This is a genomic window from Azospirillum sp. A26 (genome assembly GCF_042604635.1).
Lineage (GTDB): Bacteria > Pseudomonadota > Alphaproteobacteria > Azospirillales > Azospirillaceae > Azospirillum > Azospirillum palustre.
Genome location: NZ_CP170473.1, coordinates 2,088,645 through 2,110,000, shown reverse-complemented (window position 1 = coordinate 2,110,000; position 21,356 = coordinate 2,088,645). Strand labels below are relative to the sequence as shown.

Below are 21,356 nucleotides of genomic sequence, written 5' to 3'. Positions count from 1 at the left end.
GCGCCGCTTCGGCGATGGCAAGAAGAGCGTGCTTGAGGAGATCGAGCGGCGGCTCGGACTGAGCTTCGAACAGTTCCGGCGCGCGGTGCTGCTGGCCCAGGGCGACTTCGCCACCTTCCTGAAGGCGCCGCCGCGCGACCGCTCCGCCCTGCTGGAGCTGCTGACGGGGACGGAGATTTACTCGCGCCTGTCGATTGCGGCGCATGAGCGGTCGACTGCGGAGAAGCAGGCGCTCGACAGGCTGCTGGCGCAGGGCGGCGGCATCGGGGTGCTGAGCGACGACGACCGGACTGCCCTGCAAGCCGAAGCCGGCAACGCGACGGAGGCGGTGCGGAGCGGCGAACAGGCGTTGGCGCTCGCCCAGGCGGCTCTGGCCTGGCATGAGCGCGACAGCCAGCTTGCGGCGGCGGAGAGCAAGGCGGTCGCGGCGGCCGAAACAGCGGAGCGCGCGTGGAGCGACGCGGAGGAGCGGCGCAATGCGGTTGTCGCCCTGCGCGGGTTGCAGCCACTGCGGCCGGTGCTGGTGGACGCCGACCGCGCGCGCGACGAGGCGGCGGAGGCCGCAGCGGCAGTAGAGCGGGCGGAGACGGCCCTGGCCGCGGCACGGTTGGCGGTGGATGAGGCGACCGGCCGCCATGGCGAGGCCCGGCGGCGCTTCGAGGCGGCATGTGCCGGGCAGGCCAGGGCCGAGCCCGATCTCGACCGCGCGGCCGACCTGGATGGACGGATCGCGACCCTGACCGGCGAGCAGGGGACCGCCGACGCGGCGGCGAAGGTCGCGGTCCAGCGCAGCATCGCGCTGCGGAAGACCATGCAGGACATCGACGCCACGCTGTCCGCGGCCCGCAGCGATGCCGCAAGGCTGGAGGTCTGGCTGCGCGACCAGGCTGGCTTCGCGGCGGTGGCCGGACAGTGGGAGCGCTGGGAGCGGCTGCTGGCGCGCATCGTCGCCGATGGGCGGAGCGGAAAGGCCGCCACGCAGGAGCGCCAACGGCTGGAGCGGGAGCTTGCGGCGACCGAAGCCACGGCACGCACCATGGAAAGGCGGCTGGCCGAGGCACGGGAGCGGTGCCGTTCGGCCGAGCAGGCGCTGGAGAGCTTGCGCGGCATAGCGGTGCCGTCGCTGGAGGAAGCGCGGCACGCGCGGGCGGAGGCCGGACGCCGGCGTGACGGGCTGCTGGCCCTGCTGGCCACCGGAGAGGCGCGGCAACGGCTGGAAACCGAGCGCACCGCCGCGGACGAAGAGCGGCTGCGGCGGCTGGGCGAGGCGGAACGCGACGGAACGGCGGCGCGGGAGCTTGCCGAAAGCCGGGCCGGACGGCAGGCCGCGGTCGATGAGGCGGAGCGTACCCTGCAACGGCTGCTGCTGGCACAGCGCGAGGATGTCGAAAGCCTGCGCGGCCGGCTGGTCGAAGGCAAGCCCTGCCCGGTCTGCGGATCGGCGGATCATCCCTGGGCGGGCGCCGATGCGACGCCGCTGGGCCGGGTGAGGCGGGATCAGGAAACGCATCTTGCCGGATTGCGCGAAGCCCTGGCCGCGACGGTCGCCCGCCATGCGGCACTGGAAGCGGCGGAACTGGCGGCGCGCAAGGGGGCCGAGACGCTGACCGCGCGGCTGGCGGCGATGGTGCAGGAGGCCGACGGGCTTGAGGCACGCTGGGCCGCGCAGGCGGCGGCGGCCGATTGGGATGCCGAGGGCGGAACGCTCATCGACACACACACAGACATCCTCATGGCCATCCGCGGGCAAGTCGAGGCGGTGGACCGTGGGATGGCGGCCATCGCACAGGATGAGGAGCGGGCGCTCGACCATCGCCGGCAGCTGGATGCGGCGCAGTTGGAGCATCGGCGGCTGGAGACCGCGGCGGCTGGCTTGGCAAGCGAGTGCGAGGCGACCCGGCAGCGGCTGGCCGACGGGCGGCAGGCCCTGGCCCTGGCGGCGGCGGCGCTGGAGCGGGCGGAGGCCGACCGGGACTCCGCGCTGGCCGAGCTGGCCGACGGCTTGGCGGGAGAGGCCGGGTGGCAGGCGCTGCTGGAGCGGGACCCGGAGGCCTACCGGGCCGCTTTGGCAAGGCGGGTGAGCGAGTACCGGGAGAAGAGCGAGGGGCTGGCCCGTGCCGCCCGCGAGGTCGAGCGCGCGAGCGGCGAGCGGGCGGTGCAGAGCGCCGAACGTGAGGCCGCGCAGCGGGCGGAGGACGAGGCGCGCAATCGGGCAGCCGATCTCGCCGGGCGGCTGGCGGAGGCCCGGACGGCGCGCGGCGCGGTGCTGGGCGGACGGCCGGTGTCGGAGGTGCGGACGGCACTGGCCGCACAGAAGCACGAAGCCGAAGCCCTGGTCGAGAAGGCCACCTTTGCCCGGCAGGATGCCATCGCCCGACTGTCGGCCGCGGAGCAGGAGCGGGAAACCCGCGGCGAGGCGGCGAGACGCTGCACCGACAAGGCCCGGACCGTCGGCGAGCGGCTGGAGCGGGAGGTCGCCGGGCGCGGGGTGGGGCTTGAAGAGGTCCGCCGGCTGCTGGCTGTGCCCGAAAGCGAATTGGAAGCGGAAGAGCTGGCGCTGGCGGTGCTGGAACGGGCGCGCGGCGATGCGGCGCTGGTGGTCGCCGAACGGCGGCGTCAACGCGGCGACCATCAGGCTGCGGGCCGCCCGGCGCAGAGCGTCGAGGACGCTGCGGCTGCGGCGGAGAGCATCCGTGCGGTGCTGGAGCGCGACCGCGACCGCTTGGGCTCGGCGCGCGGACGGCTTGAGGCGGACGATGCCAACCGGCGGCGGCTGGCCGGGCTGATGGCGGACATCGAGGCGCAGCAGGCCCGTTGCGCGCTGTGGGGCAAGATGGCCCAACTGATCGGTTCGTCGACCGGGCAGAAGATGCGCAACTTCGCCCAGAGCCTGAGCCTGGACCTGCTGCTGACCCATGCCAATCGGCATCTGGAGGATCTCGCCCGCCGCTACCGGCTGGAGCGGGTGGCCGGGGCCGATCTGGAGATCCAGGTGGTCGACCGCGAAATGGGCGACGAGCGGCGCGGCGTGCACAGCCTGTCGGGCGGCGAACTGTTCCTCGTCTCGCTGGCCCTGGCGCTCGGGCTGTCGGCGATGGCGGCGGGGACTTCCGGCGGGATCGGCACGCTGTTCATCGACGAGGGGTTCGGCACGCTAATCCCGACAGCCTGGACGTGGCGCTGTCCTGCCTGGAAGCGCTGCAGGCCGGCGGGCGTCAGGTCGGCGTCATCAGCCATGTGCCGGCGATGGTCGAACGGATCGGCACGCAATCCGCGTGATGCCGCTGGGCGGCGGGCGCAGCCGGGTGACGGTTCAGTCTGTCGCTGGAGCGGCGCTCGGGCTGGCGATGGAGGAGGTGGAGGGGGTTTGAAGCGGAATGGTCGCAGCGGCCGCCCCTCCCCTTGGCGCCCCCTTCGCTTGGGCCGGTAATTTGAGCTTCATCCGCCGCCCGGTGGGCGGATCGGCCGGTGCAAGGTCTCAGCGCGGCTGTTGACAGACTGGCTTTGCCGATGCTGCCGTCATCCATGCACAGGCAGCGCATGGAATTGACCTTTGCCGAGCTACGCCAGTCTCTGACCTTTTGGTTTTCCGCGTGCTTCACGCTTCAAGCGATTCCGCTTGAAGCGATCACACTCTCACGTGGAGCGAAGAGCAGTCCGCTCCGGTCGGTGGCAATTGGCGTCTGAGCGGCTCCAATTCTGCCATCGGCACCTGGATTTTCCGCGGGCGGGCGACAGACGAAAAGATCACCGCCGCGAAGATGGATTGCCAGTCGCCTGAAGCACAGTCTTTGCGTGCAAAGACCAGCCGGCCGCCGGATACGTTCGATTGTAGAAGAATTTGTATTAAAATGTCGTTTTGCCACCATGGAGGGATGTGGGAGGATAGATGCGCGAAACAAGATCATTTGATCGCATCGTACCCTTTCAAAGGCATCCGGACACACCAGCCATCAGGGGCTCCTCATGCGCAAGACTTTCCTCTACGCCGCATTTGCGATGACAAGCGGCATGGCTCTGTTCAGCACGCCCGCCGCCGCCTGCAACGACAAGTTGTACATCGGCACGATCTGCACCTTTGCGTTCGACTGGTGCCCTCGCAATTACATTCCGGCCGATGGCCGGACCTTGGCGGTCCGTGAGTATCAGGCGCTGTTCTCGCTGGTCGGCTACCGCTACGGCGGCAACAATGCGGATCTCTTCGGCATCCCCGACCTGCGTGGCCGCGCCGCCATAGGCACCGGCACCGGCCCCGGCCTGACGAACATCGCCATCGGCGCCAAGGTCGGCCAGCAGCAGCTGCCGCTGTCGGCGGCGCAGGTTCCGCTGCAGCCCCACACCCACACCGCCACCTTCACCGGTACCGGCGGCGGATCGGGAGGCTCGACCACCGTTCCCTTCACCGGCACCGTCACCATGCCCATCACCGCCGCCGGCACCGGAACCCCGACGTCGGCCCCGGCCTCGGGCACCGTCTATCTCGGCGCCACCGTCTTCGACGATGCCAGCAGCGGTGCCTCGCTGACGGGACCGTACAACACCAGCGGCCCGGCTCCCAGCACCGCAGCCCAGGCCACCGGCACGGCCAGCGGCACCATCACCGTGCCGAACACCGGCATCACCGGAGGCACCGTGGCGGTTGCGCCCGCGGCGGCCGGCGCCACCCAGATGGTTTCCACCCAGTCCCCGGCCATCGGGCAGACCGTCTGCATCGTCGCCAACGGCCTTTACCCGAACCGTCCGTAACCGGACCCGATAGAACAGCCGAATACTTCAAACACCAAGGATATAATCATGCGCAAGATTATCCTCTCCGCCGCCTTCGCGATGACGAGCGCTCTGGCTCTGTTCAGCACGCCCGCCGCCGCCTGCAACGTCGAACCCTACATCGGTACGATCTGCACCTACTCGTTCGACTGGTGCCCGCAGGGCTACGTCGTCGCCGATGGCCGGACTTTGACGGTCCGCGAAAACCAGGCTCTGTTCGCCCTGATCGGCTACCGCTACGGCGGCAACAACGCGGATTTCTTCGGCATCCCCGACCTGCGCGGCCGTGCCCCGATCGGCACCGGCACCGGCCCCGGCCTGGCGAACATCGCCATCGGCGCCAAGGTCGGACAGCAGGAACTGCTGCTGTCGGCGGCGCAGGTTCCGCTGCAGCCCCACACCCACACCGCAACCTTCGTCGGTACGGGCGGTGGATCGGGAGGCTCGACCACCGTTCCCTTCACCGGCAGCGTCACCATGCCCATCACCGCCGCCGGCACCGGAACCCCGGCGTCGGCCCCGGCCTCGGGCACCGTCTATCTCGGCGCCACCGTCTTCGACGATGCCAGCAGCGGTGCCTCGCTGACGGGACCGTACAACACCAGCGGCCCGGCTCCCAGCACCGCGGCCAAGGCTGCCGGCACGGCCAGCGGCACCATCACCGTGCCGAACACCGGCATCACAGGCGGCACCGTAACGGTCGCGCCCGCATCTGCCGGCGCCACCCAGAAGGTCTCCACCCAGTCCCCGGCCATCGGGCAGACCGTCTGCATCGCGACCCAAGGCCTGTATCCGAACCGTCCGTAACGTCTCCCCGGCAATGCCCTGCCCAAAAGGAATGGGCAGGGCATCGTCGCAGAGATTGCGGGGCTTCCGGCGCGTCGTCGACCAGCAGGGGAAACCGGGTTCCGAAACTCCCGGTCACCGCCCCCGCTTGGCCAGGAACGCCAGCCGTTCCAGCGTGTGCACGTCCTGCTCGTTCTTCAGCAGCGCGCCGCACAGCGGCGGGATCAGCGTGCGGGCATCCTTGGCGCGCAGGGTCTCCGGATCGACGTCCTCGACCATCAGCAGCTTGATCCAGTCCAGCAGCTCCGACGTGGAGGGCTTCTTCTTCAGGCCCGGAACCTCGCGCAGATCGTAGAACAGGTTCAGCGCCTCGCGCAGCAGGGCCGACTTCAGGCCGGGATAATGAACCTCGACGATGCGCTCCATCGTCTCGCGCTCGGGGAAGCGGATGTAGTGGAAGAAGCAGCGGCGCAGGAAGGCGTCCGGCAGTTCCTTCTCGTTGTTGGACGTGACGATGACGATGGGGCGCTTGGCCGCCTTGATCGTCTGGCGGGTTTCATAAACGTGGAACTCCATGCGGTCGAGTTCCAGCAGCAGGTCGTTGGGGAACTCGATGTCGGCCTTGTCGATCTCGTCGATCAACAGGACCGGAGACTCCGGCGCTTCGAAGGCTTCCCACAGCTTGCCGCGGACGATGTAGTTGGCGATGTCATGGACCTTCGCCTCGCCCAGCTGGCTGTCGCGCAGCCGGCTGACCGCGTCGTATTCGTAGAGGCCCTGCTGCGCCTTGGTGGTCGATTTGACGTGCCAGGACAGCAGCGGCTTGTTCAGCGCGCGGGCGATCTCCACCGCCAGCACCGTCTTGCCGGTGCCCGGCTCGCCCTTCACCAGAAGCGGCCGCTCCAGCGTTATGGCGGCGTTGACCGCCACCATCAGATCGTCGGTGGCGACGTAGCGGTCGGTACCGGTGAAGCGCATGGACAGGCTCCCTCAAGCGAAGACGTTTCAGTCGACAATGAACAGGGTGGCGCCGATTTCGGTCGAGGAGCGGTGCGGATGATCGCCGAAATCGGAGACCTGATAGCTCATGCCGGCGGTCAGGACGAAGCGGCGGCCATCCTTCAGCTCGGTGATCAGCTCGCCGCTGACCACGAACAGCACATGGCCGCGGTCGCACCAATGGTCGGCCAGATAGCCCGGCGTGTAGTCGACCAGCCGCACCCGCAGCTCTCCGGCGTGGAAGCTGCGCCAGCGGGCAAGCCCGGTCTCGCCCGGATGTTCGGTGACGGGAACGGCGGACCAGTCGGTCACGATGAAGGGAAGAGTCGGGAGTTCCATCGCCGGACCTTATCAAGACGGCACGAACAGAAAAACGGCCCCCGGATCGCTCCGGGGGCCGGTGTTCATCACGATCAGGAGGCCTTCCTGGCCGCAATCGCCTTTTCGATGGCCTCGATGGCCGCCGGGGCCAGCGAGGCGTCGGGGCCGCCGGCCTGCGCCATGTCCGGCCGGCCGCCGCCGCCCTTGCCGCCCAGCGCCTCGGCACCGACACGGACCAGATCGACGGCGCTGACGGTCGCGGTCAAATCGTCGGTCACGCCGATGACGATGGAGGCCTTGCCCTCGTTCGACGCGATCAGCACGACGACGCCGGAGCCGACCTGCTTCTTCAGCTCGTCGGCCATCGGCTTCAGGTCCTTGGCCGGCAGGCCTTCGACCACGCGGGCGGCCAGCTTGACGCCGGCCACGTCCTTGGCCTCGTTGCCGCCGTCGGCCTTGGCGCCACCCCCCATCGCCACCTGGCGGCGCAGATCGGCCAGTTCGCGCTCCATCTTGCGACGTTCCTCGACCAGAACCGCCACACGGGCCGGAACCTCGTCGGGCTTGACCTTGAGGACGCCCGCCGCCTCGGTCAGCAGATGGTCGCGCTCGGACAGCCACGCCTTGGCGCCGGTGCCGGTCAGCGCCTCGATGCGGCGGACACCGGCGGCGACGGCGCCTTCGGAGACGATCTTGAACACGCCGATGTCGCCGGTGCGGCGGACATGGGTGCCGCCGCACAGTTCGATGGAGTAGTCGCGATCCTGCTCGCCATGCGGGCCGCCCATCGAGACGACGCGGACCTCATCGCCGTACTTCTCGCCGAACAGCGCCATGGCGCCTTGGGCGCGGGCCTCGTCCGGGGACATCAGACGGGTGATGACCTCGCTGTTGGCGAGAACGCGGCGGTTCACCTCGTCCTCGATGGCGGCGATGTCGGCACCGGTCAGGCCGGTCGGCTGGCTGATGTCGAAGCGCAGACGCTCAGGCGCCACCAGCGAGCCCTTCTGGGTGACATGGTCGCCCAGGCGATGGCGCAGCGCCTCGTGCAGCAGGTGGGTGGCAGAGTGGTTGGCGCGGATGGCGGAGCGGCGCTCGGTATCAACGCGCAGTTCGACCACGTCGCCGACCTTGAGCGTGCCCTTGGTGACCGTGCCGACATGGGCCCACACGGCGCCCAGCTTCTTCAGCGTGTCGGACACCGCGACCTCGGCCCCGCCGGCGGAGAAGATCACGCCGGCATCGCCGACCTGACCGCCCGATTCGCCGTAGAAGGGCGTCTGGTTGACGACGACCAGCACCTGATCGCCGATGCTGGCGGCCTCGACGCAGGCATCGCCCTTGATAAGGGCGGTGACCTTGCCTTCGGCGACTTCGGTGTCGTAGCCGAAGAACTCGGTGGCGCCCAGCTCGTCCTTGATCTCGTACCACAGCTTCTCGGTGCCGACCTCACCCGAGCCGGCCCAGGACTCGCGGGCCTTGCGGCGCTGCTCGTCCATCGCCGCCTTGAAGCCGGCCTCGTCGACGCCACGGCCCTGGCCGCGCAGCACGTCCTGCGTCAGGTCGAGCGGGAAGCCGTAGGTGTCGTACAGCTTGAAGGCGACGTCGCCGGCCAGCGGCTGGCCTTCGCCCAGATGGCCGACCTCGTCCTCCAGCAGGCGCAGGCCGCGCTCCAGCGTCTGCTTGAAGCGGGTTTCTTCCAGCTTCAGCGTCTCGACGATCAGGGCGCGGGCGCGGTTCAGCTCCGGATAGGCGTCGCCCATCTGCTGGACCAGCGCCGGGACCAGACGGTGCATCAGCGGCTCGCGCGCGCCGATCATGTGGGCGTGGCGCATGGCGCGGCGCATGATGCGGCGCAGCACATAGCCGCGGCCCTCGTTCGACGGCAGCACGCCGTCGGCGATCAGGAAGGAGGTCGAGCGCAGATGGTCGGCGATGACGCGGTGCGACACGGCATGCGCGCCGTCCGGCGAGGTCTTGGTCGCCTCGGCCGACGCCATGATCAGCGCCCGCATCAGGTCGATGTCGTAGTTGTCGTGCTTGCCCTGGAGGACGGCAGCCAGACGCTCCAGCCCCATGCCGGTGTCGATGGACGGCCTGGGCAGCGCCACCAGATTGTCCGGACCCAGCTGTTCATACTGCATGAACACGAGGTTCCAGATCTCGATGAAGCGGTCGCCGTCCTGGTCCGGGCTGCCCGGCGGGCCGCCGGCAATCGACGGGCCGTGGTCGAAGAAGATCTCGGAGCAGGGACCGCAGGGGCCGGTGTCGCCCATGCGCCAGAAATTGTCGTCGGTCGGGATGCGGATGATGCGGTCGTCCGACAGGCCGGCGACCTTGCGCCAGATGCCGGCCGCGTCCTCGTCGGAGGTGTGGACCGTTACCAGCAGCTTGTCGGCCGGCAGACCGTATTCCTTGGTGATCAGGTTCCAGGCGAACGCGATGGCGTCGTCCTTGAAATAATCGCCGAAGGAGAAGTTGCCCAGCATCTCGAAGAAGGTGTGGTGCCGCGCGGTGTAGCCGACATTGTCGAGGTCGTTGTGCTTGCCGCCGGCGCGCACGCATTTCTGCGAGGTGGCCGCGCGCTTGTAGGGCCGCGTCTCGGCACCGGTGAAGACGTTCTTGAACTGGACCATGCCGGCGTTGGTGAACATCAGCGTCGGATCGTTGCGCGGCACGAGCGGCGACGAATCGACCTTCTGATGGCTTTGCTTGGCGAAGAAATCCAGGAACGTGCGACGGATGTCGTTGGCGGTCTGCATACGGTCAAGGCTCCGGGTGCGCGGCTGAGGCCTTTTGTTGGCCGAACCGTGCTTTTAGCGCGAGAATGGCGGCATGTCCACGACGGACGGATTATTACCCTAGGTCAAGGCAGGCAAATTGCCACCGGCGAATTGCCCCAGGGAAATCGCCAATGACAAAATGCTGCGGGCGCGTTGCCGCCGATCACTCGGCTTCCGCGGCGGCCCGTGCCTTTTCGATTCGGCGCCCGATGATGATCGCGATCTCGTAGAGCGCGATGAGCGGCAGCGCCAGACTGACCTGACTGATCACGTCGGGCGGGGTCAGCACCGCGGCGGCGATGAAGGCCCCGACGATGGCGTAGCGGCGCTTCGACGCCAGGGCGTCGGTGCTGATGATGCCGACGCGGACCAGCAGGGTCAGCAGCACCGGCAGCTGGAAGGCGATGCCGAAGGCGAAGATCAGCGACATCACCAGATGCAGGTATTCGCCGACGCGCGCTTCGAACTCGATGGGCAGGGCGTTGCTGCCGTCCGGGTGGAACTCGAAGCCCAGGAAGAAGCGCCAGGCCATCGGGAAGATGAAGTAATAGACGATGCCGGCACCGGTCAGGAACATCACCGGGGTGGCGATCAGGAAGGGCAGGAACGCCTTGCGCTCGTGCTTGTAGAGGCCGGGGGCCACGAACATCCAGATCTGGCTGGCGATCACCGGGAAGGAGATGAAGCAGCCGGCCCAGAAGGCCACCTTCACATACGTGAAGAAAGCTTCCGTCAGGCCGGTGTAGATCATCCGGCGCCCCTGCCCCGCCAGGATGTCGGCCAGCGGCTGGACCAGGAAATTGTAGATCTTGTCCGACACCGCATAGCACAGCAGGAAGGCGATCAGGATCGCGCCTATCGCCCACATCAGCCGGTTCCGCAGCTCGATCAGATGATCGATCAGCGGCATCTTGCTGTCTTCGAGTTCGTCCTGCTGCGTATCGCCGGTCATGGGCCGTCTTTGTCTTCAGGTCTGCTTGTCGGTCGGCTGGGCGGCGGCCACGACGTCCGGCCGCGGGGCCGGAGCGGGCTGCGGCACCGGGGCCGGCGGAGCGGGTTCGGTGGTGATCGGCGAGGTCGTGATCGGCGACGGCGCGCCGGCCGGCCCCACGCTGTCCGTCACCGCCGGAGCAGCCGGTGTCAGCGGCTCCGGGGTTGGCGCCTGGGGCAGGTCCGGTTCCGGCGTGCTGCCGGCATGGCCGTTCAGGCCCACATCGAATTCCTTGGCGTCGAAGGCCTTGCCCACCTCCCCCTTCGGGTCGATGGTGTCCTCCATCATCTTCTTGATGTTCAGGTCGCGGGTCTTCAGCGCTTCCTTGCGAAGCTCGTCCAACTCGGTTTCCCGCATCATGTCGTCGATGTGGGTCTGGAATTCGCGGGCGACGACCCGCGCCTTACGCACCCATTTGCCGAGCGTGAAGATCGCCTTGGGCAGATCCTTGGGTCCAATGACCACAAGCGCGATGACGGCGATCACCATCAGTTCGGACCAAGCGATGTCGAACATGTTCTTCCGGCTTCACGAATGCGGTGGGCAGGGTGGCGTGCGGCGCCTGGTAGGGTCGGCCGCGCGCCTGCCGGTTAGCTGCGGACCGCCTCGTCCTTCTTGGCCGCGGCTTCGGCCGTGTTGGCCGGCTGGTTCGGAATGGTCTTGGCGTTGGCGCCGGGAGTGGCGTCGTCGCTGTCGTCCTGCAACCCAGCCTTGAAGGACTTCACGCCCTTGGCAAGATCGCCCATCACCTTCGGCAGCTTACCGGCGCCGAACAGCAGAAGAACGATCAGAAGAACGATGATCCAGTGCCAGATGCTGAAAGAACCCATGGCGCGCCTATCACGTTTGAACGGCCTTTGCGGCGGGCCGGCACTATGGCAGAAAGGCCGGAGTGCCGCAACGTTCGCCCCACCATCCTTAACCGGTTGTCATTGAGGTTTCACGGGAATTCGCGTGGGCGCCCGAGAAAAACCGAGCCCCCGCCTGCGGCTTACGTCTCGTCGCCCGTCCCGAGCGCGCTGTCGTCGGCCGTCGCCCCCAGCCCCAGCAGCACTGGACGGCTGTCCAGCAGGCCGGCGGCGCGCAGGTCGTCGACGCTGGGCAGGTCGCGCAAGGTCTCCAGCCCGAAATGGTCGAGGAAATGGTCGGTGGTGATCCAGGTCAGCGGCCGGCCCGGCGTCTCCCGCCGCTTGCCCGGCCGGATCCAGCCATGCTCCATCAGCAGGTCCAGCGTGCCCTTGCTGGTCGCGACGCCGCGGATGGATTCGATCTCGCCGCGGGTCACCGGCTGGTGGTAGGCGATGATCGCCAGCGTCTCGATGGCCGCGCGGGAGAGCTTGCGCGACACCTCCTCCTCGCGCCGCAGTTCCGGTGCCAGATCGACCGCGGTGCGGAAGGCCCAGCCGCCGCCGGTGCGCACCAGATTGACGCCCCGCGGGGCGTAATGGGCGCGCAACTCCTCCAGCAGCAGGCCGACCTCCGGCCCGATGCGGCCGGCCAGCGTCTCCTCGTCCAGCGGCTCGCTTGAGGCGAACAGCAGGGCTTCCAGCAGGCGCAGCTTGCCGATGCGGGCCTCCGCCTCGTGGGCGTCGGTGACTTCCTTAATCATGCGATTGCGCTTCTTCCGAAATGTCGCTGTCCTGGGAACCGGGAGCCCGCCCGCGGACATAGAGCGGAGCGAAGGCGCTCTCCTGCCGCAGTTCCACCCGTCCGGCCTTGGCCAGTTCCAGCGTCGCGGCGAAATGCGCGGCGAGCGCTGAGCGGGTCAGCAGCCCGCCGCCCTCCCCGCCCGGCAGGAAGCTCGCCAGCGTCGCCCAGTCCGGCATGCGGCCCAGCAGCGAGGACAGGCGCCGCACCGCCTCTTCCATCGAATAGAGGCGCACCGGGGCGATGTGCAGGACGCCGGATTCCTTGCGGGCGCGCTGCTGGCCGTAAGCGCGCAGCAGGTCGAACAGCGTGACCTCGTAGACCGACTTGCGGCGCAGGTCCAGATCCTCCGGCGCGCCGCGCGGGTGGAGGTCGATGCCCAGCCGCGGGCGGGCGAACAGCTTTTCGGCGACGCCCTTCATCGCTTCCAGCCGCTGGAGCTGGAAGGCGAGCGCCGCCGCCATGTCCTCGCCGGACGGCTCCTCCCCCTCCGGCTCGGGCAGCAGCAGCCGCGACTTCAGATAGGCCAGCCATGCCGCCATCACCAGATAGTCGGCGGCCAGCTCCAGCCGCAATTTCCGCACCTCCGCCACGAAGCGGAGATACTGGTCGGCCAGTTCCAGGATGGAGATGCGCGTCAGGTCGACCTTTTGGTCGCGCCCCAGCGCCAGCAGCATGTCGAGCGGCCCCTCGAAGCCGTCCAGAACCAGCAACAGCTGTTCGGACGCCGACTCCTCCGCGATTGCAGAGGTGTCGGCCTCGCGTTCGGCCAGCAGATCGGCCATTCGATACCCTATCAGTCGTTGCCGGTCAGGACGCGGATGAAGTCGATCACCGCATCGACGGGCGGACCCAGCACCCAATGCATGACGCTGAGGTCCATGCCGATCTGGCGCCCCAGCATCGGCAGCAGGAAGAAGGCCGCCATCAGGATCAGCAGCCCGAAGCGCTCCAGCTTCGCCAGCGGCACCGCCAGGACATCGGGCAGGATGCCGACCGCGACGCGACCGCCGTCCAGCGGCGGCAGCGGGATCAGGTTGAACACCATCAGGATGACGTTGACCAGGACCGAGACCTCGGCGGCGGAGCGGATCCACAGCTCGATATAGCTGTTTTCCGGATTGACCAGCCGCCAGATCACTGCCGAGGCCACCGCCAGCAGGAAGTTGGTCCCCGGACCGGCCAGCGCCACCCACACCATGTCGCGGCGCGGATGGTCCAGCCGGGCAAAATTGACCGGCACCGGCTTGGCCCAGCCGAAGACGAAGCCGGTGGTGAAATACATCAGCGCCGGCAGCAGCACCGTGCCGAACGGGTCGATGTGACGGATCGGGTTGAAGGTGACGCGCCCCAGCCGATAGGCAGTGTCGTCGCCCAGCCGCCAAGCGACGAAGCCGTGCGCCGCCTCATGCAGGGTGATGGCGAGGATGGCCGGCAGGGCCACGGCCGTCACCTGGAAGAGCCATTCCTCCATCGTCCGCTCCCGTCCGTCAGGTCTGCGCCGTGCCGAGAAGCTCGGCCAGCCGGTTGGTCAAAGCCGCGATGTCCGCCGGTTCCGGCGCGTGGCGCATCGCTTCCGCCCGCGCCCAGCGCTCCGCCGCCACCCCGCTCAGCAGCGGAACGGCACCGAGGATCGACCGCATCTCGGCCAGATCGCCGTTGCAGTGGAGCACAACATCCATGCCGGCCGCCAGCACCGCTTCAGCCCGCGCCCTCGGGTCGCCCCGCAGCGCGTTCATCGACAAATCGTCGCTGAACAGCAGGCCGCCGAAGCCGATCGACGGCCCGCGCACCACCTCGCGCACCACAATCGCCGAGGTGCTGGCGGGGGCGGTCGGGTCGATGGCCTTCAGCACCACATGCGCCACCATCGCCAGCGGCAGGTCGGCCAGCGCGCGGAAGGGGGCGAAGTCGGTCGCCTCCAGCGCGGCGCGGCCGGCCTCGACCACCGGCAGCTCGGCATGGCTGTCGGCGAAGGCGCGGCCATGGCCGGGGATGTGCTTGATCACCGGCAGCACCCCGCCGGCCAGCAGCCCGTCGGCGGTGGCGCGGGCGAGGTCGATCACCAATGCTGGGTCGCGCGAGAAGGCGCGGTCGCCGATGATGTCGTGCGCGCCCTCCACCGGAACGTCGCAGACCGGCGCGCAATCCACCGTGATGCCGACCTCCGTCAGCATGTGGGCGAGCAGCCGGCCATTGATCCAGGCCGCTTCGCGCCCGGCGGCGGCATCGCGTTCGCCCAGCGCGCCGATCGCGCCCATCGGCGGATGGGCCGGCCAGTGCGGCGTGCGCATGCGCGCGACCCGGCCGCCCTCCTGGTCGATCAGGACCGGGGCGTCGGCCCGGCCGACGCTGGCGCGCAGATCGTCGACCAGCCGGCGCATCTGATCGCGGCTGTCGCAGTTACGGCGGAACAGGATGAAGCCGAGCGGATCGGCGTCACGGAAGAAGGCGGCCTCGTCGGCCGTCACCTCCAGCCCGGCGCAGCCGAAGACGACCGCGCGCGGGTGGGAGACCTGGGTGGAACTCACAGACTCAAGTCCAACGGAATCGGGGCCGGAAGAATCAGGGCCAGAACAATTAGGGACGGACAACCACACACCCCACATTTTGCGCGCGCAGCTGGGCGCAGGCCGACTTTGCCCGCGACTCGTCGGCGCCGGCACCCTGCACCCGATAGAAGATGCCCTTCTCGCCCAGATCGACCTTGGCGACCTGCATCGACAGCCCGCCGAGCGCGTCGGGATGGCGGCCGGCAAGGCGGCGCCATTCGGCCGCGGCCTCGCCCTCGCTGCGTACCGAGGCCAGCTGGACACGCCAGCCGCCGCTGCCACCGGCCGCCGGGGCGGAGGTGGGAGCGGACCCCGCCGCGGGCTTGGCCGGCTGGGGCGCGGCCTTGGCCGGAGCGGCCGGCATCGAGGCCGCTTCCAGCTTGGCGATCAACTGGCCCATCGACGGGGCAGCGTTCTGCTGCGCCGGCGGGGCGGGAGGCTTGGCGACCGACGCGACCTGTTGTTGCGGAGCCGGCTTGGCCGGAGCGGCCGGGGGCTGCTGCGGCTTGGCGGCGACGCTGAGCGGCGTCTGGAGGGCTGGGGTTTGGATGGCCGGGGCCTGCGCCGCCGGGGCCGGAGCGACCGCCGTCGAGGTGGCGGCGGGCAGACCCGGCACCGGTTCCGGCGGCGCCAGCGGAGCCGCCGCCGCGACCGCCGCGGCAACGCTGTCGCGCGGGACGGTGGCGGTGGCGCCCGGCGGCAGCTGGGCCACCGACGGCACCGAGGGCAGCGGCACCACGGCCGGCATCTGCGGCGTCACCACCGGGCGCGGCAGCGGCACCTCCGGCGGCGGCAGCAGCCGTTCCACCTGATTGCCGCGGCCGCCGTCATGGTCGCGCAGCCGCTCATAGGCCAGGATGTCCTGATGCGGCACCTCCATCCCGCCCGGCTGGTCGGGACGGGCCTTGGACGGGCCGGCCTCCGCGGTCAGCAGCGGCGGCCCGTCGCCGGACAGCCGCGACGGGCCGCGCAGCCCGATCACCGCCGCACCGGCGAACGTCACGACGCCGACCACGGCGAAGCCGAGCGCCAGCAGCCCGCGTCTGTTCGCGGACTGTCGGGGCGGCATCCCATAGGGATTGGCCGCGTAGTTGACGTCGCCGTCGTACTTCATGAACGCAATTCCTCCACCGGTTCCACGCCCATCACCGTCAGGCCCGAGGCGATGACCGTCGCCACCGCGGCGATCAGCGCCAGACGGGCCGTCGTCAGCTCCGCATCGCCCTCGATCAGGAAGCGCAGCGAGGCGTCGTCGCGGCCCCGGTTCCACAGAGCATGGAAGTCGCTGGCGAGGTCGTAGAGGAAGAAGGCGATGCGGTGCGGCTCATGCGCCTCGGCCGCCGCCTCGACCACGCGCGGCCAGGTGGCCATCCGCTTGGCCAGCGCCATCTCCTCTTCGCTGTCCAGCCGGGCGAGGTTCGCCGCGGCGGCGAGCGAGGCCGGCGTCTGGTTCAGCTGCGGCAGGGCGGTCGCGGCATGGCGCAGCACCGAGCGGCAACGGGCGTGGGCATACTGCACGTAGAAGACCGGGTTGTCCTTCGACTGCTCCGTCACCTTGGCGAAGTCGAAGTCCAGCGTCTGGTCGTTGCGGCGGGTCAGCATGATGAAGCGGACCACGTCCCGGCCGACCTGATCGATGACGTCGCGCAGCGTCACGAAGGTGCCGGCGCGCTTGGACATCTTCACCGGCTGGCCGTTCTGCATCAGATGGACCAGCTGGCACAGCTTCACGTCCAGCTCCGCCTCACCGCCGGAAATCGCCCGCGTCGCCGCCTGCATGCGCTTGACGTAGCCGCCATGGTCGGCGCCCAGCACGTCGATCAGCGATGCGGCACCGCGCCGGTACTTGTCGTAGTGATAGGCGATGTCGTTGGCGAAATAGGTGAAGGAGCCGTCGGACTTCTTCAGCGGCCGGTCGACGTCGTCGCCGAAGTCGCTGGACTTGAACAGGGTCTGCGGGCGCGGCTCCCAATCGTCGGGCTTCTTGCCCTTCGGCGGCTCCAGCACGCCGGTGTAGATCAGGCCGCGTTCCTCCAGCGCCGCCAGCGCCGTCTGGACGGCACCCGCCGTCACCAGGGCGCGCTCGCTGCTATAGACGTCCATTGTGACGCCGAGAGCGCCCAGATCCTCGCGGATCCAGCCCATGATCATGCCGATGGCGAAGTCGCGGCAGGCCGGCAGCCATTCGGACTCCTCGGTGCCGACCCAGCGGTTGCCGTCACGCTCGGCCAGGGCCTGACCGACCTCCTTCAGATATTCGCCGGGATAAAGGCCGGCCGGGATCTCGCCGACCTGCTCGCCCAGCGCCTCGCGGTAGCGGATGAAGGTGGAGCGGCCGAGCACGTCGACCTGCGCGCCGGCATCGTTGATGTAGTATTCGCGGGTGACGGCATAGCCGGCCTTCTGCAGCAGTGCTGCCAGTGCGTCGCCGAACACCGCGCCGCGGCCATGGGCAGCATGCAGCGGGCCGGTCGGGTTGGCCGACACATACTCCACATTGACCGGAGTGTTGGCCCCCAGTTCGCTGTCGCCATAGGCGGTGCCGGCGGTCAGCACGTCGCGGATGCGGTCGCGCCAGACATCCGGCGTCAGGCGCAGGTTGACGAAGCCCGGACCGGCGATCTCGACCGACGCCACGTCGGCGCGGCCCTTCAGCTTGGCGACCAGCAGTTCCGCCAGCGCGCGCGGCGCCATCTTCGCCGGCTTCGCCAGGATCATCGCGGCGTTGGTGGACAGGTCGCCATGCGAGGCCTCGCGCGGCGGCTCGACCGTCAGACGGCTGCCGTCCAGCCCGGCGGGGATGGCACCCTCGGCAGCCAGCTCTTCCAGCAGCTTGCGAATATCGGTCTCGAAGGCCTTGAAAATATTCATCGTCTCAGGTCGTCTTTTCAGGAGGTCGCAGGAGCCTGACGGCTCAGGTCTTCACGTTTCAGGTCTTCACATGCAGGTCGAACAGCCGGTCATGTTCGGCCAGCGCGTAGCGGTCGGTCATGCCGGCGATATAGTCGGCCACATGACGGGCGCGCACCGCAAGATCGGCGTCGCCCCCATTCTTGGCGATGTCGCGCTGCCATTCGGTCGGCAGGGTGTTGGGCTCGTCCATGAACAGTTGGAACAGGGCGCGCACCACGCGCTTGCACTTGCTCATCTCGCGGTTGACGCGATAGTGCCGGTACATGCGCTGGCGCAGGAAGGCGCGCAAGGGCCGCTGCGCCTCCAACATCCCGTCGGAGAAGCTCACCATCGCCAGCGGCAGAGCGCGCAGTTCGGCCGCACTGCCCGGCCTGTGCTCCGCCAGCCGCCGCCGCGTCTCCGTCACCAGATCGACGACCATGGCGTTGATCATCCGCCGGATCGTCTCGTGGATCAGGCGCGAGCGCTCCAGACCCGGATAGCGGTCGCAGACCTCGCGCACCAGCGGGCCGACCAGCGGCAGTTCCGCCACCTCGTCCACCGTGAACAGGCCGGCGCGCAGCCCGTCGTCGATGTCGTGGTTGTTGTAGGCGATGTCGTCGGCCAGCGCCGCCACCTGGGCTTCGGCCCCCGGATTGGTGTCCAGCTCCAGATCCCACTCGCCCAGGAAGGCGGCGATGGTGGTCGGCAGGCGATGGCCGGGCAGCAGCGGCAACAGCGGGCCGTTGTGCTTGACCACGCCCTCCAGCGCTTCCCAGGTCAGGTTCAGCCCGTCGAACTCGGCATAGCGCCGCTCCAGCCGCGTCAGGATGCGCAGGGTCTGGTCGTTGTGGGCGAAGCCGCCGAACGGCTCCATGCAGGCGTTCAGCGCCTCTTCCCCGGCATGGCCGAAGGGCGTGTGCCCGAGGTCGTGGGCGAGCGCCACCGCCTCCGCCAGATCCTCGTTCAGGCCCAGCGTGCGGCTGATCGAGCGGGCGATCTGCGCCACCTCCAGGCTGTGGGTCAGCCGGGTGCGGTAATAGTCGCCCTCGTGATAGACGAAGACCTGCGTCTTGTGCTTCAGCCGGCGGAAGGCCCCGGAATGCACGATGCGGTCGCGGTCGCGCTGGAAGCACGAGCGCGTCGGGCTTTCCGGCTCCGCCACCAGCCGCCCGCGCGTGTCCGCCGGGTTGCAGCCATAGGGAGCCAGCCGATCGTGGGAACAGTCCGCCATCATGGGGCGGACACTACCGGCGGGGAATGGCAGGTGCAACGGCGAAGGCGTGCTATGCCCAGGCACCGGCCCAGCCGGCGGATGAGCGTGCCAGATGCGCAACGCTTTCCCGCAACGGTGCCCATACTTTGGCGGCCCATACTTTGACGTGGGCCCCGATCCCCCTTACATTTGTGGCAACTCCCGCACCGCACCAGAGGGGCCATCCCATGCCCGACACCGCGCTCCCCACCGAAACCCGCATCCTCGGCGTCAGCGAAAGCGCCGCCAGGCGCGTCGCCTTCCTGATCGAGCAGGAGGGCAATCCCAAACTGATGCTGCGCCTGACCGTGTCCGGCGGCGGCTGCTCCGGCTTCCAGTACGGCTTCACCTTCGACGAGACCGCGACCGACGAGGACCATGTCTTCGAGAAGGACGGCACGAAGGTGGTCACCGACGACGCCTCGCTCGACCTGCTGGCCGGCGCGACGCTGGATTATGTCGAGGACCTGATGGGCGCCGCCTTCCAGATCAAGAACCCGAACGCCACCGCGTCCTGCGGCTGCGGCAACTCGTTCGCGGTATAAGGCCGCGGTCTGAGACCGGAAGACCAAGAAAAGAAGGCAGGCCTGTTTCGTGAAGATCGCCACCTGGAACGTCAACTCGGCGAAGGCCCGCCTTCCGCTGATCACCGACTGGCTGCGCACGGCGTCCCCGGACGTCGTGCTCTTCCAGGAAATCAAATGCGAGACCGCCGCTTTCCCCGCCGCGGCCTTCGAGGAGCTTGGCTACCACGTCAACGCCGTCGGGCAGAAGGCCTACAATGGCGTAGCATTGCTGTCGAAGGCCCCGGCGGAAGACGTGCTGACCCGCCTGCCGGGCGAGCCGGAGGACGAACAGGCCCGCTATGTCGAGGCCACGGTGTCCGGCGTGCGCATCGCCTCGCTCTACCTGCCCAACGGCAACCCGGTGCCGGGCGAGAAGTTCGCCTACAAGCTGCGCTGGATGGACCGGCTGTACGACCACGCCCGCACGCTGCTGGCACAGGAAATCCCGGTGGTGCTGGGCGGCGACTACAACATCATCCCCGAGGCGCGCGACGTCTTCTCGCCGCAGGCCTTTGCCGGCGACGCGCTGTTCCGCCCGGAGTCGAAGGCCAAGTTCCGCGCCCTGCTGAATCTCGGCCTGACCGAGGCCTACCGCGCCCTGCATGACGACGACCGCGCCTATACCTTCTGGGATTATCAGGCCGGCAGCTGGCCGCGCGACAACGGCCTGCGCATCGACCATTTCCTGCTGTCGCCGCAGGCCGCCGACCGTCTGGCCGGCTGCACCATCGACCGCGGCCCGCGCGGGCTGGAAAAGGCCTCCGACCACACCCCGGTGATCCTGGAGCTGCGCGACGCCTGAGCGGCACAAGTGCGCTGGATGTGGAAAGTCCGTGACAAAAGCATTTTGTTAAAAGTTTCGCTTCTACGATGACCGCGCCGCCCCGCCGAAAAACGGGCCGGAGCAGTCATCGGGGAAGTGCGGAGCGGGCATGGCGTGGCGGCGCAACAACAGCCGGGAACGGGTGAAGTCTCTGCTGGCGGCATTGGAGCGCCAGGCGACCGAAGCCTCCCAGCTTGCCGACCGCGCCCAGCGCGACATGGGCGACGACCGCTTCGCCTCCTTCCTCGACTTCCGCCGCAAGCTGGAGGAAATCCGCGCCCTGTTCACCCTGACCGAGGAGCATCTCCAGGGCGTGGACGAGTCGCGCCTCAGCGACCTGCGCGCCGAGTTCGAGCGGATGGACCTTCTGCTGACCCGCATGCTGGCCCGCACAATGCGCAATTACTTCTCCAGCATGCGCCAGGATCAGGTTCTTCCCATCGGCGCCCGCGAGCTGTTCGAGCCCGAACTGCGCAGCATCGACCAGACCCGCACCCGCCTGCTGAGCCCCCGCTACGCCGACCGCATCGCGCCGGAGATTCTCGACGATCTGGACGCCACGGCCGAGCTGATCCGCAAGACGATAGCCCGCGCCCCCAGCCTGCCCGACTTCTCCGACAGCCCCAGCCCGCCGAAACCGACCCGCCGCCTGCGCACGCTGGGCCGCCCGATCCGGAACTGATGGCCCGCAACTGAGGGGCAAATCGCAGCAGTTTGCGCGCGACACTTGACCCACCGCGACGCATTCGCTACTCCCGTGGGCCGAGGGAAGAGTGGCCGAGTGGTTTAAGGCAACGGTCTTGAAAACCGTCGTAGGTGTGAGCCTACCGTGGGTTCGAATCCCACCTCTTCCGCCATTGCACCAGAAAATATTCAGCCAATAACGCTGCGCTGCATTCAAAGCAGACTCATCTGCTGTATATCACTTAAGCGAATTACACCGTTAATAAGCCAGCGATCTGGATAAACAGAAT

Annotated in this window: 19 protein-coding genes and 1 tRNA gene (1 of these 20 only partly in view); 7 read left to right on the top strand and 13 right to left on the bottom strand. The window is 68.7% G+C overall.

The annotated features are described in order from the left end of the window. The 3 genes from ABNQ39_RS23595 to ABNQ39_RS23585 form a co-directional block, all read left to right on the top strand. A protein-coding gene (locus tag ABNQ39_RS23595; protein ID WP_376961077.1) for an AAA family ATPase crosses the window boundary here: on the top strand, positions 1 to 3,430 show its 3' portion. The gene continues 413 nt to the left of window position 1, outside the view; only the last 3,430 of its 3,843 coding nucleotides appear in the window; its start codon lies beyond the left edge, outside the window; the stop codon is at positions 3,428 to 3,430. A gap of 536 nt (positions 3,431 to 3,966) precedes the next feature. Next, positions 3,967 to 4,746 (top strand): phage tail protein, encoded by a 780-nt coding sequence (locus ABNQ39_RS23590; RefSeq protein ID WP_376961076.1) that lies wholly within the window; start codon positions 3,967 to 3,969, stop codon positions 4,744 to 4,746. A 48-nt stretch (positions 4,747 to 4,794) separates the two neighbouring features. Continuing rightward, complete coding sequence (locus tag ABNQ39_RS23585) at positions 4,795 to 5,574, top strand: phage tail protein (RefSeq protein ID WP_376961075.1); 780 nt, start codon at positions 4,795 to 4,797, stop codon at positions 5,572 to 5,574. 114 nt (positions 5,575 to 5,688) lie between these two features. Here ABNQ39_RS23585 and ABNQ39_RS23580 read toward each other — a convergent pair whose 3' ends face one another. The 13 genes from ABNQ39_RS23580 to ABNQ39_RS23520 form a co-directional block, all read right to left on the bottom strand. Then, positions 5,689 to 6,531 (bottom strand): AAA family ATPase, encoded by an 843-nt coding sequence (locus ABNQ39_RS23580; RefSeq protein WP_109050503.1) that lies wholly within the window; start codon positions 6,529 to 6,531, stop codon positions 5,689 to 5,691. Positions 6,532 to 6,558: 27 nt separating this feature from the next. Next, positions 6,559 to 6,891, bottom strand: a complete 333-nt coding sequence (locus tag ABNQ39_RS23575; RefSeq protein WP_376961074.1) for a DHCW motif cupin fold protein — start codon at positions 6,889 to 6,891, stop codon at positions 6,559 to 6,561. Between the two features lie 74 nt (positions 6,892 to 6,965). Then, on the bottom strand, positions 6,966 to 9,635 hold the full coding sequence (gene alaS / locus ABNQ39_RS23570) for an alanine--tRNA ligase (protein WP_376961072.1): 2,670 nt from the start codon (positions 9,633 to 9,635) through the stop codon (positions 6,966 to 6,968). Between the two features lie 184 nt (positions 9,636 to 9,819). Then, a complete protein-coding gene (tatC, locus tag ABNQ39_RS23565; protein ID WP_109050505.1) occupies positions 9,820 to 10,608 on the bottom strand; it encodes a twin-arginine translocase subunit TatC in 789 nt (262 codons plus the stop codon). A 15-nt stretch (positions 10,609 to 10,623) separates the two neighbouring features. Then, positions 10,624 to 11,163, bottom strand: a complete 540-nt coding sequence (gene tatB / locus ABNQ39_RS23560) for a Sec-independent protein translocase protein TatB (RefSeq protein ID WP_376961069.1) — start codon at positions 11,161 to 11,163, stop codon at positions 10,624 to 10,626. Positions 11,164 to 11,237: 74 nt separating this feature from the next. After that, positions 11,238 to 11,477, bottom strand: coding sequence for a twin-arginine translocase TatA/TatE family subunit (locus ABNQ39_RS23555; RefSeq protein ID WP_376961067.1), 240 nt, complete (start codon positions 11,475 to 11,477; stop codon positions 11,238 to 11,240). A gap of 161 nt (positions 11,478 to 11,638) precedes the next feature. Further along, a complete protein-coding gene (scpB, locus tag ABNQ39_RS23550) occupies positions 11,639 to 12,256 on the bottom strand; it encodes an SMC-Scp complex subunit ScpB (RefSeq protein WP_376961065.1) in 618 nt (205 codons plus the stop codon). Continuing rightward, complete coding sequence (locus tag ABNQ39_RS23545) at positions 12,249 to 13,079, bottom strand: segregation and condensation protein A (protein WP_376961064.1); 831 nt, start codon at positions 13,077 to 13,079, stop codon at positions 12,249 to 12,251. Before ABNQ39_RS23545 ends, scpB begins: the two co-directional genes overlap by 8 nt. Before the next feature lie 11 nt (positions 13,080 to 13,090). Then, on the bottom strand, positions 13,091 to 13,768 hold the full coding sequence (locus ABNQ39_RS23540) for a site-2 protease family protein (RefSeq protein ID WP_376961063.1): 678 nt from the start codon (positions 13,766 to 13,768) through the stop codon (positions 13,091 to 13,093). A gap of 16 nt (positions 13,769 to 13,784) precedes the next feature. Then, positions 13,785 to 14,903: a beta-N-acetylhexosaminidase gene (gene nagZ / locus ABNQ39_RS23535; protein ID WP_376961062.1), complete on the bottom strand. Its 1,119-nt coding sequence runs from the start codon at positions 14,901 to 14,903 to the stop codon at positions 13,785 to 13,787. After that, complete coding sequence (locus tag ABNQ39_RS23530; protein ID WP_376961060.1) at positions 14,875 to 15,960, bottom strand: SPOR domain-containing protein; 1,086 nt, start codon at positions 15,958 to 15,960, stop codon at positions 14,875 to 14,877. The genes nagZ and ABNQ39_RS23530 overlap by 29 nt, the downstream gene beginning before the upstream one ends. Beyond that, positions 15,957 to 17,717: an arginine--tRNA ligase gene (argS, locus tag ABNQ39_RS23525; RefSeq protein ID WP_376961058.1), complete on the bottom strand. Its 1,761-nt coding sequence runs from the start codon at positions 17,715 to 17,717 to the stop codon at positions 15,957 to 15,959. The genes ABNQ39_RS23530 and argS overlap by 4 nt, the downstream gene beginning before the upstream one ends. 58 nt (positions 17,718 to 17,775) lie before the next feature. Beyond that, entirely contained in the window at positions 17,776 to 18,975 is a 1,200-nt protein-coding gene (locus ABNQ39_RS23520) for a deoxyguanosinetriphosphate triphosphohydrolase (RefSeq protein ID WP_376961056.1), read from the bottom strand. Positions 18,976 to 19,181: 206 nt separating this feature from the next. Here ABNQ39_RS23520 and erpA point away from each other — a divergent pair, with 206 nt between their 5' ends. The 4 genes from erpA to ABNQ39_RS23500 all read left to right on the top strand — a co-directional run bounded on the left by erpA (position 19,182) and on the right by ABNQ39_RS23500 (position 21,239). Then, the gene (erpA, locus tag ABNQ39_RS23515) at positions 19,182 to 19,538 is read left to right on the top strand and encodes an iron-sulfur cluster insertion protein ErpA (protein ID WP_376961054.1); all 357 of its coding nucleotides are present in this window, start codon (positions 19,182 to 19,184) and stop codon (positions 19,536 to 19,538) included. 49 nt (positions 19,539 to 19,587) lie between these two features. Continuing rightward, the gene (gene xth, locus ABNQ39_RS23510; RefSeq protein ID WP_376961052.1) at positions 19,588 to 20,361 is read left to right on the top strand and encodes an exodeoxyribonuclease III; all 774 of its coding nucleotides are present in this window, start codon (positions 19,588 to 19,590) and stop codon (positions 20,359 to 20,361) included. A 130-nt stretch (positions 20,362 to 20,491) separates the two neighbouring features. Continuing rightward, positions 20,492 to 21,064 (top strand): hypothetical protein, encoded by a 573-nt coding sequence (locus tag ABNQ39_RS23505; RefSeq protein ID WP_376961050.1) that lies wholly within the window; start codon positions 20,492 to 20,494, stop codon positions 21,062 to 21,064. An 85-nt stretch (positions 21,065 to 21,149) separates the two neighbouring features. Beyond that, positions 21,150 to 21,239: transfer RNA gene (locus ABNQ39_RS23500), tRNA-Ser, on the top strand. The last annotated feature ends 117 nt before the right edge of the window (positions 21,240 to 21,356 follow it).

What these genes read in the sequence shown, in the direction of transcription:
- ABNQ39_RS23590 (WP_376961076.1), top strand. Translation starts at nt 3,967, where the DNA reads ATGCGCAAGACTTTCCTCTACGCCGCATTTGCGATGACAAGCGGCATG.
- ABNQ39_RS23585 (WP_376961075.1), top strand. Translation starts at nt 4,795, where the DNA reads ATGCGCAAGATTATCCTCTCCGCCGCCTTCGCGATGACGAGCGCTCTG.
- ABNQ39_RS23580 (WP_109050503.1), bottom strand. Translation starts at nt 6,531, where the DNA reads ATGCGCTTCACCGGTACCGACCGCTACGTCGCCACCGACGATCTGATG.
- ABNQ39_RS23575 (WP_376961074.1), bottom strand. Translation starts at nt 6,891, where the DNA reads ATGGAACTCCCGACTCTTCCCTTCATCGTGACCGACTGGTCCGCCGTT.
- alaS (WP_376961072.1), bottom strand. Translation starts at nt 9,635, where the DNA reads ATGCAGACCGCCAACGACATCCGTCGCACGTTCCTGGATTTCTTCGCC.
- tatC (WP_109050505.1), bottom strand. Translation starts at nt 10,608, where the DNA reads ATGACCGGCGATACGCAGCAGGACGAACTCGAAGACAGCAAGATGCCG.
- tatB (WP_376961069.1), bottom strand. Translation starts at nt 11,163, where the DNA reads ATGTTCGACATCGCTTGGTCCGAACTGATGGTGATCGCCGTCATCGCG.
- ABNQ39_RS23555 (WP_376961067.1), bottom strand. Translation starts at nt 11,477, where the DNA reads ATGGGTTCTTTCAGCATCTGGCACTGGATCATCGTTCTTCTGATCGTT.
- scpB (WP_376961065.1), bottom strand. Translation starts at nt 12,256, where the DNA reads ATGATTAAGGAAGTCACCGACGCCCACGAGGCGGAGGCCCGCATCGGC.
- ABNQ39_RS23545 (WP_376961064.1), bottom strand. Translation starts at nt 13,079, where the DNA reads ATGGCCGATCTGCTGGCCGAACGCGAGGCCGACACCTCTGCAATCGCG.
- ABNQ39_RS23540 (WP_376961063.1), bottom strand. Translation starts at nt 13,768, where the DNA reads ATGGAGGAATGGCTCTTCCAGGTGACGGCCGTGGCCCTGCCGGCCATC.
- nagZ (WP_376961062.1), bottom strand. Translation starts at nt 14,903, where the DNA reads ATGTGGGGTGTGTGGTTGTCCGTCCCTAATTGTTCTGGCCCTGATTCT.
- ABNQ39_RS23530 (WP_376961060.1), bottom strand. Translation starts at nt 15,960, where the DNA reads ATGAAGTACGACGGCGACGTCAACTACGCGGCCAATCCCTATGGGATG.
- argS (WP_376961058.1), bottom strand. Translation starts at nt 17,717, where the DNA reads ATGAATATTTTCAAGGCCTTCGAGACCGATATTCGCAAGCTGCTGGAA.
- ABNQ39_RS23520 (WP_376961056.1), bottom strand. Translation starts at nt 18,975, where the DNA reads ATGATGGCGGACTGTTCCCACGATCGGCTGGCTCCCTATGGCTGCAAC.
- erpA (WP_376961054.1), top strand. Translation starts at nt 19,182, where the DNA reads ATGCCCGACACCGCGCTCCCCACCGAAACCCGCATCCTCGGCGTCAGC.
- ABNQ39_RS23505 (WP_376961050.1), top strand. Translation starts at nt 20,492, where the DNA reads ATGGCGTGGCGGCGCAACAACAGCCGGGAACGGGTGAAGTCTCTGCTG.